Below are 12379 nucleotides of genomic sequence, written 5' to 3' on the forward strand. Positions count from 1 at the left end.
TAAAATCTATTTCACGCAAAGATGCAAAGAAAAATAAGGCGCTAAGGGCTACTTTGAAGCTTTGCTCCCTGGCGTCTTTGCGTGAAATTTTATTTCACCAAATTTCCTTTCAATCTCAGCAACTCTGTCTCCGCTAACTTGGTTGCATATCTTGCTGCAATCAAGCGGTTGTTGGCTGCTTCCAAACTGTTTTGTGCTTCGCGGAGCTGAACTAATGTCGCCGCCCCTAATTTGTACGTTTGAAAAACGATATCAACATTTTCCCTTGCCAGTAAAATATTTTCTTCTTCTAATGCCAGGGCTTTTTTCTGTAATTCATAATTTTTAAAAGCTGTTATGATATCCAAATTGACGAGGGATCGCTGGTTTTCAAAAACTAATTGTTGATAGCGGATATCCAACTCAGCTTGCCGTATCAGTCGTTTTGTATTAAAGCGATTGAAGATGGGAATATTAGCGGTAAAGCCATAATTTAGCCCGTTGGACTGGTTAAAAAGAGGAGAGAAGGGGTTGATAACTTTTTTATTATCTGTTCGACTGTAATTATAAGCTGAATTAAATGATACAATTGGCAATCGATCCGCTTTTCTTTCGTTTAGCGTGAGCCTGGCGATGTCAACATTTTTTTGAGCGATAAGGAGTCCGGGATTATTTTTTTCAATGTCCAATTGTATATCACCCAAACCGATAGTTGTATTGATAGGAATGGAATCACTCACTTCAAAATTTATCCCTTTGTTTACATTCATCGCCTGGTTCAATTGCTCTTTTAGCTGTTCGATCAATGTTTGTTGTTCAAGTTTTAATGCCTTCTGAGCATTAAGGTCTACCTTGCTTTGCAGCAAATCGGGTTTGATGCCGGTTCCAATATCTAATTTGTATTGAGATAATCGTACTCTTTCTTCATTCAATGTAATTTGTTCTTCTACTGCTTTTAACTGTTGTTTTTGCCGCACAATATTGTAATAGGTAGTAATAACGGTTGCAATACTATTGACAACCTGGTTTTTTATTTCCAACGAACCAAGTTGCACATATTCGGCGGCCTTATCTTTTATGGCAAACATTTTCAACCCGTCAAACAATGTCCAATTAAGTGCTACAGAGGCAGCAGTGTTATGTGACCGGATATTTTTTTGTTCCCGCTTCGAACCGTCTGCCAATGTCTGGCGCTGGTTATTGTTGTTCCAGGTAGTTCCCAATGTGCCGTTCAATGTGGGAAGAAAAGCTGCATTGCGATACGAATAATCCAGGGCTGCCACCAGGGAGTCATTTTTTGACAGTTGTATGTCGTAGTTATTCTGCAAAGCCGTAGCAATCGCTTCTTCCAACGTGAGTAGTTGCTGTGCAAATGAATTTGTATAAAAAAACAAGACCGATAAAAAAACAATAAATCCTTTTTTCATTCCTGCATCTTTAATTTTTAGCTCGATTGGAAACTAACCTGATTTTTTTGCACTTGCACTCAACTTTTTTAAACTGTTTCAGGTGCCGGCTGTTGTGCAACGATTGCCTCCTCCTCTTTAATGGGATACAATTTTTCCATCTCACTCTTTTGTTTTTTGGTGGACATGTAAGTGTACATGGCCGGCAAAATAAACAAGGTTAATATTAATGAGAATAAAATACCTCCTACAATCACAACGCCAAGGGGTATACGGCTGGTAGCTGCTGCTCCTAATGACAAAGCGAGGGGAAGTGCACCCAATGACATGGCAAGGCTTGTCATGAGAATCGGGCGAAGGCGTTGCGTGGCTGAATAGATGGCTGCTTCCATTTTTCTCATGCCCTTCATTCGATTTTGGTTGGCAAATTCGACGATAAGGATGCCGTTTTTTGTCACCAGGCCTATAAGCATAATCATGCCGATTTGTGAAAATATGTTCAGCGTATGTCCAAATAGCCACAAGGTCAACACGGCGCCGGCGATAGCCAAGGGAACGGTGATCATAATGATAAGCGGATCGATAAAGCTTTCAAATTGCGCAGCAAGAATTAAAAAGATCAAACCGAGCGCCAATAAGAATGCAAAGCTGGTGTTGCTGCTGCTTTCGGCAAAGTCACGGGATGATCCCGATAAAGAAGTGGCAAAGCTTTCATCCAATAGTTTGTTCGCAATAGCTTCCATTTCTTTAATACCATCGCCAATGGTTTTACCGGGAGCCAGCCCGGCGGAAACGGTGGCTGATTTATACCTGTTGAAGTGATAAATGGTAGGAGGTGTGTTGGATTCCTGGACCGTCACAAGGTTATCCATACTGATCATTTCTCCGCGATTGTTACGGACAAATAGTGTTTTGAGATCATCAGGATCATCCCTGTCTTTGCGGGCCACCTGGCCCATTACCTGGTATTGCTTGCCGTCTTTGGTAAAATACCCCAACCGCCTGTTGCTATAAGCCAGCTGTAATGTTTCTGAAATATCACTGACACTTACACCCAGTTCACTTGCTTTCAGCCGGTCGATTGCTACACGTAGTTCAGGTTTATTGAATTTAAGATCCACATCTACCTGTTGCAATACAGCACTTTTGTTGGCTTCTTCTAAAAACTTTGGAAGTATCTGGGTGAGCTTCTCAAAATTGTTGTTTTGCAGTACAAATGAAACCGGTTGACCACCACGACGGTTTACTTGTATTGTCTGATCCTGGATGGCAAAAGCTCTTCCTTCGTTGTATTTGGGAAGATTGCGGTTGACCATGTTTACAATTTCTTCCTGCGAACGGGTTCTTTCTTTGGGATCAACTAACGTCACACGTACAAAGCCTGTATTGGCATTACCTGATCCGGAAAAGCCCGGTGAGGTTACGCTTAATACGGTAATTTTTTCAGGTACGGAGTCAAGCATAAAGTTCGATAACCGGTCAACGTATTTATCCATGGCATCAAACGAGGTGCCTTCAGGTGCTGTCAGTTGCAAACGAAATTGGCTTCGGTCTTCCATGGGTGCCAATTCAGATTGAAGATTGGCGCCAATTAAAAATATTATGGCCACACAAGCGGCAACAATGATAAACGAAACCCAGCGAACCTTCATGAATTTGGTAAGAGCCTTTTGATACCCGTTTTCCATTCCCCTGAAGAACGGTTCTGTTTTCGTATAAAACCAGGAATGTTTATGAATATTCTTTTTGGTAAGCTTTACGTTCAATACGGGTGTAAGTGTAAGTGACACAAAAGCGGAAATCAATACTGCACCCGCGACTACTATTCCAAACTCACGGAATAAACTTCCAACGAAACCCTGCAGGAAGATAATAGGCAGAAACACTACCGCTAACGTGATAGAAGTAGCAATAACCGCAAAATAAATTTCCTTGGAACCTTCTTTTGCAGCCTGCCATTTACCCATGCCTTTTTCCATCTTTTTATAAATATTCTCCGTCACCACAATACCGTCATCTACCACGAGACCCGTAGCCAACACAATGGCCAGCAGGGAAAGTACATTGATGGTATAGCCCATCAAATACATAATAAAAAAGGCGCCGATCAAGGAAACGGGAATGTCAATTAATGGACGCAACGCAATGAGCCAGTCGCGGAAGAAAAGATAGATGATCAATACAACCAGAACTATTGCAATGATCAAGGTTTCTTCTACTTCCGATATGGATTTCTTGATAAACTTTGTCTGATCAAGCGCAATATTGATCTTAATATCTTCCGGAACATCTTTTTTTATTTGTTCCAGGCGTTTATAAAACTCATCCGATATTTCTACATAGTTAGAACCTGGTTGAGGAACGATAGCCAGGGCAATCATCGGCACAGTACTTTCTTTTAATGCCGTTTCTTCATTTTCCGGGCCCAACACAACATCTCCAATGTCTTTTATTTTTATATCGGCACCATTGATGTTGCGGATGATTACATCATTAAAATCTTCTTCTGTGTTTAAGCGGCCAAAAGTGCGGACAGTTAATTCTGTTGCGTTGCCGGATATTTTTCCCGAAGGCAGCTCGACATTTTCACGAAGCAATGCAGTTTGCACATCGCCGGGAGTCAAACCAAATCCTGTCAATTTTGCGGGGTCGATCCAAATCCGCATGGCATATCTTTTTTCACCCCATATCTGGATGCCACTTACACCGGGAATGGTTTGCAATCTTTCTACCAGGACATTATTGGCATATTCAGTTATCTGCAATTGATTACGGGTGTTGCTCTGCACCGTCATGGATAGAATGGCATCGGAGCTTGCATCCGCCTTTGAAACTACGGGTGGCGCTTCCAGGTCTGGAGGCAGGGATCGCTGCGCCTGTGACACTTTATCCCTTACGTCATTGGCAGCAGCTTCCAGGTCAATACCTAAGTCAAATTCAACATTGATATTACTGGTTCCGTTACTGCTTGAAGAGGTAATATTTTTGATGCCGGCTATGCCGTTGATGGCTTTTTCGAGGGGTTCGGTGATCTGCGTTTCAATAATATCCGCATTGGCACCCGCATAGGAAGTACGAACACTGATATTGGGCGGATCGATGGCCGGATAATCCCGTATTCCCAAAAACTTGAACCCTATAACTCCAAACACCACGATGATGATGTTCATCACGATAGCGAGCACAGGTCGTCTCAAACTTAACTCGGATATATTCATGCCCCTGGCCCCTAAAGGGGAGTTTAAAAATTAATAAAATGGTTACGTTCCAATAAACACCCGACCCGCTGAACAGAAGCAACTGTTTATGAGGTCAGACTCTTCAAAGCCCCCTTTAGGGGGTTTGGGGGTTTACTATCTTGTTGATCCTGATTTTTCCTTCCGGTCTTAAACTTAATAATCCGGTGACCACCACGGTATCGCCTGCTTTTAATCCCTCCGTTATTTGTACCCTGGCAGAATCCCGGATACCGGTTATAACGTCCTTAAAAGTTGCTACTCCGTTATTATAAAGAATTACTTTTTTGCCCCTTGCCTGCGGTAGTACTGCCTGCGTAGGAACTAAGATTGTGTTAGGGTTGGGGTCAAATGATAATTTCACCTTGGCAAATGCACCCGGTAAAAGTTTATCATCTTTAGTCTGAACGATTGATCTTACTTTCAAACTACGGGTATTTTCGGCCACGGCTGATTCCGTTGCCACCACTTTGGCGTTGTAAGTTTTTGATGACCCCTCATAAGTGAAATTTACAATCTGGCCGATCTTGATTTGTCCTGTATATTTTTCAGGAACTGTAAAGTCAAGTTTCAATTGCCCGGTTTGATTAATCACAGCAATGATACTGGCCGGCGTAACATAAGCACCCGGGCTGATATTCTTCAAGCCTAGTTTACCATTGAAGGGTGCCCTGATTTCTGTTTTTGAAATATCTGTTCGAATAATTTCGATGTCAGCATTGATATTATTTACATTCAATAAGCTGGCATCATAATCTGCTTTGCTAATGCCTTGTATTTTTAGTAGCTGGGCCGAACGTTCCTCGTTGGTTTTTGCAATCTGCAGCTGTACCTGCAATTTTTTTAACTGTGCCTGCAGATCGGCATCATACAGTTTAGCAATCAAAGCCCCCTTCGCTACCTGTCTTCCCTCGGCCACATTGAGTCGGACAATCCGACCCGATACTTCCGGATGTATTTCTGTTGTTTCGTTGGCAATTACGGAACCGGGCACTTCAATGTTTTCGGCAAAGGGTTCTGTTTTTACAATATAAGCATCTACGGCCATCACCATCTGTTGACGGGTAGCAGCACCCGGCCTGGGCTCATCTTTTTTACTTTTTGCACTGCAACCAGCTAAAAGAAGAAGGGCAAATGCTATGAAATAATTCCGTACCAATACAGTTTTTCTCACTTGTCGATTAATTTATATGTGGTTTTAGTTTCCTGTCAATGAAAACAGTGAAAAATGAAAATAAATGAAACCAGGCTGCTATTGGACGCCAATGGTTTGCAATACATGCGGTGATAGTGTCTCCATGTATGAGCGGTTTTTAAAAAGGATAGAAGGTTGTCAGGATTTTGCCAGCAGGTTCCGTTTCACTTTATTGGATTGGTGCAGCAGATCCTGTTTTTCTTTACTTAAAATGGTGACATGTCCCATCTTACGTCCCGGTTTGGTCTGCTTTTTTCCATATAAATGCACAAAGGCATTGTCAATTTTTAGCGTTTCTTCCAGTCCTTCATATTTTACCTCCCCGCTGAATCCCTCTGCCCCGATGATATTTACCATAATGGAAGGGAGAATGGCGTCCGTATTTCCAAGGGGATAATTGAGCATCAGCCGCCAGAGCATATCAAACTGCGAGCTGTAATGCGCTTCGATGGTATGGTGACCGCTATTGTGTACTCTCGGAGCGGTTTCATTCACGTATACTTCTCCTTTCTTATCGATGAAGAGTTCGATAGCAAAAATGCCGGGGGACTTAAAATTTCTTACTACTGATAAAGCGATTGCCTCCACCTTCCACAAGGTTTTTTCATCGATTTCGGCAGGGCAGAGCTGGTAGTCGAGCAAGTTGAGGTCTTTATCAAATACCATTTCAACCGGAGGGTAAAGTGCCGTTTCTCCCTTTTCGTTGATGGCCACCATTTGCGCCACCTCTTTATGAATAAGCACCATTTTTTCCAACACAGCAGGTGCATCAAATCCTTTAGCGAGATCATCGGGGGTTTTTAACACCTGCACGCCTTTGCCATCATAACCACCTTCACCAATTTTATGTACCGCTGGCAAAAAGCCGGATTGCTCTTGCAGATCCTTCAGGTTTTGAGTGATGATGAACTCCGGTGATGGAATCTCATGAGATTTATAGTATTCCTTTTGAAGAATTTTATTCTTGATTGTTTTTAGAACGGAAGGTTTTGGATACACTTTGAGGCCCTCAGCTTCCAGCTTTTCAAGTGCTTCTATATTTACATTTTCTATTTCGATGGTAATAGCATCAAGCTTTTTCCCAAAAGCATAGACGTCGTCAAAATTTTTGATATCGCCTTTGGTAAAATGATGACAAAGATGAGCGGCCGGGCATTCAGCATCGTTTTCTAACACAAATGTTTCAACGGGATAATTGGCTGCTGCCTGTAATAACATTCTGCCCAATTGACCACCACCCAGGATACCTATTTTTAACATGGCGCAAAGATAGGTTTCTGGGTTTTAGTTTCTTATTTCTGGTCAGCCTGTTCTAAATTTGCTTTTAAATGCGACCCGATTTCCCATATAAACTCTTTCCGGATCATCGCACCAACTTCAACCTGCTGATGGAAACATTGGCCATGGATTCCCCAATCCGCCGCAGGCGGAGAGCTTAGGAAGCTTCCCGTAATGTGTCAATTTTTTAGATGTCCAAATTTATTATCACAACGAAAGCTTTAATCATGTCCACAACACTTGCAAATAAAACCGCAACGTCACAAACCGATTTCCTTCCCCTTGAAGGAACAGACTATGTAGAATTTTATGTTGGCAATGCCAAACAGGCGGCGCACTATTATATTTCAGCGTTTGGTTTTCAGCCGTTGGCTTACTCCGGCCCCGAAACCGGTGATAAGGAAAAGGCCAGCTATGCAATTCGCCAGCACAAACTCACATTTGTTTTAACCACAGCTTTGCGTCCCGGTAATGCTATAGCAGATCATATTTATAAACACGGAGACGGCGTAAAAGCATTGTCCCTACGGGTAAACGATGCTGCCAATGCCTGGGAGGAAACTACCAAACGCGGCGGTAAAAGTTATATGGAACCGCAAACGTTGAAAGATGAGTTTGGTGAAATTGTCATGAGCGGCATTCATACATACGGCGACACGGTTCATCTATTTATTGAACGGAAAAATTATAGTGGACCATTTATGCCGGGTTATAAAGCCTGGAGTATTCCGCACTATAAAACAGAAGATACCGGCTTATTATACGTCGATCATTGTGTGGGTAATGTTGATTGGAATGGAATGAACCCCTGGGTAAAATTTTATGAGGATGTGATGGGCTTCAAAAACATTCTCACTTTTGATGATGAAGATATCTCCACGGAATATTCAGCACTAATGAGCAAAGTGATGAGCAGTGGGAACGGATTTGTGAAATTTCCTATCAACGAACCGGCGGAGGGCAAGAAAAAATCGCAGGTGGAGGAATATCTTGAATTTTATCGCGGAGAAGGAGTGCAGCACGTAGCCCTGGCTACTAACGACATTGTGAAAACAGTAAGGGACCTCATGAGCCGTGGCGTGGAATTTTTGCGGGTACCCACTACGTATTATGACGATTTATTGAGCAGGGTAGGAAAAATTGATGAGGACCTGGAGCCTTTGAAGGAACTGGGAATTTTAGTGGACCGGGACAATGAGGGGTATCTGTTGCAATTATTTTCCAAACCGGTGGAGGACAGGCCCACGCTTTTCTTCGAGATAATCCAGCGAAAAGGCGCCAAAAGTTTTGGCAAGGGAAATTTTAAAGCACTGTTCGAAGCCATTGAAAGAGAGCAGGAAGCGAGAGGAAATTTGTGAGACAAGAGTTCTGAGTTAGGAGGCCGGAAGCCGGAAATTTAAACCGCCAGACTGGTTCAGAAATTACGAAGTATAAATCGGGTCAGAAGCCGGACAGTAGTTGTTAACATTTATCCAGATGTCTTAACAACTCCGGTTTCTGACTTCTTTTTTTGCCCCTTATCTTTACAACACTATCTGCTGCGGGAAATAAACAAGTTTTAAGATCGTTAAAGTATAAGGAAGAATATGAAAAACCTTGTGCATACATTTTTTTGTTTGATTTTTTTTGTAGCCGTAGCCACGGCACAACCTTCCTATCGCAGTGGTACTTCTTATACCAACTTCATCGACTATCAAAAAACATTTCCCCGTCCTGACGAATCATTCAGGCGTAAAGAAGATACGCTGCAAAAGCAGTTTGAAGCAAAAAAATTGGTATGGCCCGCCAAATACGTTTATATCCGCTCTTTCAAATATGACAGCCAATTAGAAGTATGGGTGAAAGACGAACTGAAAGATCCATTTAAACTTTTTAAAACCTATAAAGTTTGTGCACTGGCAGGAACACTCGGGCCAAAAAGATTGGAAGGAGACTACCAGGTGCCGGAAGGATTTTATTATATCAACGAATTCAATCCCCGCAGCCAATATTATCTTTCGTTGGGTATTAATTATCCAAATGTTTCCGATAAAATTTTAAGTGACTCCCTACGCCCCGGCAGTGCTATTTATATCCATGGCAGTTGTGTAACAGTGGGCTGTATTCCTGTTACTGATCAGCAGATTGATGAATTGTATATCCTTGCGGCACATGCCAAGAACCAGGGGCAGGATTATATACCGGTACATATTTTCCCGATTCGCTATAATGTTGCCAGGAGTGTTCGCTACCTGGAAAATTTGACAAAGGATGATAACTACCTGAAAAGATTTGCTGCAAGGCTGGAAGAGGCATTTAACTATTTTGAAAAATACAAACAGCTTCCTGTTGTGTTGATAAATGAGAAGGGTGAATACACAATCAACGGAGCGCCGGTCAAAAAAGTAAACGAGCCTAAAGCTAAAAGAACTCCTGTAACTCATCGCACAAGAAATATCACAGGATTGGTGGAAGCGGTACACGAATGGCCTCAATTTCCCGGTGGTGGTGATGCGTTCATGAAATACCTTGAAAACCTTGGAGCTGAAATGCTGCCGGTTTTGCCGGAGGGAATCACCAAGGCTTATGTCCAGGTTGAATTCATTGTTGATAAGGATGGAACGCCTACCAACTTCAAAGTGTTGAAGGGAATGAGCGACGACGACTTTAACGATGAATTGATCAGGCGCATGGAAAAAATGCCTGTATGGAAACCCGCCATTTTACACGATAAGCCGGTGCCCAAAAAAATGATCCAGACGATTACGGTGGGAGCGGAATAGTGCACTTCATCAGGCTCAGGATAAAAGGGAGAAGTGAATAGTGAAAAGTGAAATCCTACTCCCCACTCGCCATTCCCATTTACTAAAATTATTGCAACAACGCCTGTATTGTTTCAGGTGTTTGCTGACGCAGCAAAATTGTTTTCCCATTCGTTAATTTTTCAAAATAATCGCCGGTATAATGACGGATAGTGAGCAGCGACAAGTCTTTTGTTACCTGCACATCGAAAATTTCCGAGGCACCCAATGCCAGCTTTTCTATTTTTTCTCGCTGGTCGTCTAGGACACATACAAAGCTGATAGCACCATTTTGTGTGAGGTTTGGTTTTAATTTTAAATTTTCGAAGAGATGATACAGATGTCCGACGTGATGCTCTCCCACGAAAGAGAAATCTTTTGAATTCAATTGCAGCATTACCTGCTTTTCCTTTAAGACAATAATAGGTGGCAGGTGTTTCAATGATTGTTTGTGTATGATAGTTCCCTCCAGCGAAGGATTCAGAAAACATTTTACATAGAGAGGGATGCCTTTATTTTCGAGTGGCTTAATAGTTTTGGGGTGAATGACCTGTGCTCCGTAATAAGCCATTTCTATCACCTCATCATAATTTAGCTCGTGGATAGGTTGCGCCTCAGGAAATTTTTTAGGATCAGCATTCATGACACTCTCCACATCTTTCCAGATGGTTTGACTTTCCGCATCCAGCATACTCGCAAAAACGGCGGCTGTATAATCACTTCCTTCGCGGCCAAGTGTAGTACTTTCATTTTCGTCAGTAGCGCCGATGAATCCTTGTGTCAGAACAATGGTAGGATTGTTTAATTCAGGTAAAATGAATTCACGGACTTTATTGCTGGTAAATTCCCAATCGATATTGGCGTCACGGAAATTATCATCGGTTCGGATAATATCTCTTACATCCATCCACTTGTTAGGAACACCTGTCTCATTCAGGTAGTGACTTACGATAGCAGTGGATAAAAGTTCTCCGACACAAACAACCTGGTCATAGTAATAATCGTATTCACGAACGGGCTTGTCATGCAGCATCCATTCAACTTCCGTAAAAAAATCTTTTAATTGTTGTTCGCAGGCGAGGGCATTAGTAACCAATAAATAATTAGCTGTTGTTGTATGCTGTTGCTTTACCTGCTCAAATAACTGCAATGCCTCTTCCTTGTTGCCCTCAAAAAAAGCCTGTACCACCTTTTCCAGCGCATTGGTGGTTTTGCCCATAGCAGAAATAACCACGAGGAGTTTTTCGTCGGAATATTGTTTCAATATTTCACCAACGCTTTTGATCCGGTCAACACTATTTACTGATGCTCCGCCAAATTTGAAGATCTTCATGAATCGTATTAAGATTTGTAGTAAAGAAGTTTGCAAATGTCGTTAAAAACTATTTCCTTTTTTTGATGTCTTTCAAACACATCCGTTTCATCGTTTGAAGTTTACCCTTACATTTGTTAGTATTACAAAAAGCCGCTATGAATTTTAACAGGAAGATCCTCACATTAGATGAATTTACGATCCAGCAACTCCGTCACATCCCCAATGCTACCGGTGAATTGAGTAGCCTTTTGCGTGATCTTGGGCTGGCAGCTAAACGGGTGAATGTAGAAGTAAACAAAGCAGGGCTGGTAGATATTTTGGGCGATGCCGGCAGTGTGAATGTGCAGGGCGAAGATGTAAAAAAACTGGACGTGTTTGCCAACGATCAATTCACAGGTGTGTTACAACACGGTATCAGTTGCGCCGGCATTGCCAGTGAAGAGCTGGATGATTATGTAGCCTTTGATGATTCAGTAAGTAAGAACTCAAAATATGTTTGTCTTTTTGATCCGCTGGATGGTAGTGGTAATATTGATGTGAATGTTTCGATAGGAACTATTTTTGGTGTTTACAGACGAGTAACAAAACAGGGGGAGATCGCCTCTAGGGAAGATTTCTTACAAAAGGGCACGCAGCAGGTGGCTGCAGGGTATATCGTTTACGGCTCATCCACAATGCTTGTATACGCAACGAGGAGAGGAGTTAATGGATTTACGCTGGACCCTTCCATTGGAGAATTTACACTAAGTCATCCTGATATAAAATGTCCGCCGGCAGGCAATATCTATTCGGTCAATCACGGCAACTTTTTCCGCTATGAAAAGGGCGTGCAGCGCTACATTGACATTTGTCAGAAAAAAGATAAGTCAAATGGCGGCCCTTATACGCAACGTTATATAGGCAGCATGGTCTCCGATGTACATCGTAACCTGATTAAGGGTGGCATCTTTATGTATCCGGGAACTACAGATAAACCAAAAGGAAAACTCCGGCTGATGTATGAGTGCAACCCTTTTGCATTTATTGTTGAGGTAGCAGGAGGTAAAGCTACCAACGGCAAGGAAAGAATATTGGATATACAGCCCACCGAACTGCATCAGCGATCGCCTATGTTTATTGGCAGCAGGACTATGATGGAAGAGTTGGAAGGCTGTTTAAGCGGCAGCTGATTTTACCGATTCCGGTATGGA

8 protein-coding genes are annotated in these 12379 nt (G+C 42.3%); 3 read left to right on the plus strand and 5 right to left on the minus strand.

Going from position 1 to position 12379, the window contains the following annotated elements; genetic code table 11:
• Positions 1-89 precede the first annotated feature (89 nt).
• The 4 genes from P2W73_RS20955 to P2W73_RS20970 form a co-directional block, all read right to left on the minus strand.
• The gene (locus tag P2W73_RS20955; RefSeq protein WP_276504059.1) at positions 90-1406 is read right to left on the minus strand and encodes a TolC family protein; all 1317 of its coding nucleotides are present in this window, start codon (positions 1404-1406) and stop codon (positions 90-92) included.
• Between the two features lie 68 nt (positions 1407-1474).
• Positions 1475-4603 carry an efflux RND transporter permease subunit gene (locus P2W73_RS20960; protein ID WP_276504060.1) on the minus strand — a complete coding sequence of 1043 codons (3129 nt, stop codon included), beginning with the start codon at positions 4601-4603 and terminating at the stop codon, positions 1475-1477.
• Positions 4604-4718: 115 nt separating this feature from the next.
• Positions 4719-5795 (minus strand): efflux RND transporter periplasmic adaptor subunit, encoded by a 1077-nt coding sequence (locus P2W73_RS20965; protein WP_276504061.1) that lies wholly within the window; start codon positions 5793-5795, stop codon positions 4719-4721.
• Positions 5796-5954: 159 nt separating this feature from the next.
• The gene (locus P2W73_RS20970) at positions 5955-7076 is read right to left on the minus strand and encodes a 5-(carboxyamino)imidazole ribonucleotide synthase (protein WP_276504062.1); all 1122 of its coding nucleotides are present in this window, start codon (positions 7074-7076) and stop codon (positions 5955-5957) included.
• A gap of 245 nt (positions 7077-7321) precedes the next feature.
• Here P2W73_RS20970 and hppD point away from each other — a divergent pair, with 245 nt between their 5' ends.
• Positions 7322-8452: a 4-hydroxyphenylpyruvate dioxygenase gene (hppD, locus tag P2W73_RS20975; RefSeq protein ID WP_276504063.1), complete on the plus strand. Its 1131-nt coding sequence runs from the start codon at positions 7322-7324 to the stop codon at positions 8450-8452.
• Between the two features lie 228 nt (positions 8453-8680).
• Positions 8681-9856 (plus strand): L,D-transpeptidase family protein, encoded by a 1176-nt coding sequence (locus P2W73_RS20980; protein ID WP_276504064.1) that lies wholly within the window; start codon positions 8681-8683, stop codon positions 9854-9856.
• An 88-nt stretch (positions 9857-9944) separates the two neighbouring features.
• On the opposite strand, the gene P2W73_RS20985 is transcribed toward P2W73_RS20980, so the two are convergent.
• Positions 9945-11207, minus strand: a complete 1263-nt coding sequence (locus tag P2W73_RS20985; protein ID WP_276504065.1) for an aspartate kinase — start codon at positions 11205-11207, stop codon at positions 9945-9947.
• A gap of 137 nt (positions 11208-11344) precedes the next feature.
• Between P2W73_RS20985 and fbp the strand changes: the two genes are divergently transcribed.
• Positions 11345-12358, plus strand: a complete 1014-nt coding sequence (fbp, locus tag P2W73_RS20990; protein ID WP_276504066.1) for a class 1 fructose-bisphosphatase — start codon at positions 11345-11347, stop codon at positions 12356-12358.
• Positions 12359-12379: the final 21 nt, after the last annotated feature.

Source organism: Terrimonas pollutisoli, from assembly GCF_029360765.1.
Classification (GTDB): Bacteria; Bacteroidota; Bacteroidia; order Chitinophagales; family Chitinophagaceae; genus Terrimonas_B; species Terrimonas_B pollutisoli.

Excerpts from the sequence above, each read along its gene's own strand:
- P2W73_RS20980 (WP_276504064.1), top strand. The coding sequence starts at position 8,681 with ATGAAAAACCTTGTGCATACATTTTTTTGTTTGATTTTTTTTGTAGCC.
- P2W73_RS20955 (WP_276504059.1), bottom strand. The coding sequence starts at position 1,406 with ATGAAAAAAGGATTTATTGTTTTTTTATCGGTCTTGTTTTTTTATACA.
- P2W73_RS20985 (WP_276504065.1), bottom strand. The coding sequence starts at position 11,207 with ATGAAGATCTTCAAATTTGGCGGAGCATCAGTAAATAGTGTTGACCGG.
- fbp (WP_276504066.1), top strand. The coding sequence starts at position 11,345 with ATGAATTTTAACAGGAAGATCCTCACATTAGATGAATTTACGATCCAG.
- P2W73_RS20970 (WP_276504062.1), bottom strand. The coding sequence starts at position 7,076 with ATGTTAAAAATAGGTATCCTGGGTGGTGGTCAATTGGGCAGAATGTTA.
- P2W73_RS20960 (WP_276504060.1), bottom strand. The coding sequence starts at position 4,603 with ATGAATATATCCGAGTTAAGTTTGAGACGACCTGTGCTCGCTATCGTG.
- hppD (WP_276504063.1), top strand. The coding sequence starts at position 7,322 with ATGTCCACAACACTTGCAAATAAAACCGCAACGTCACAAACCGATTTC.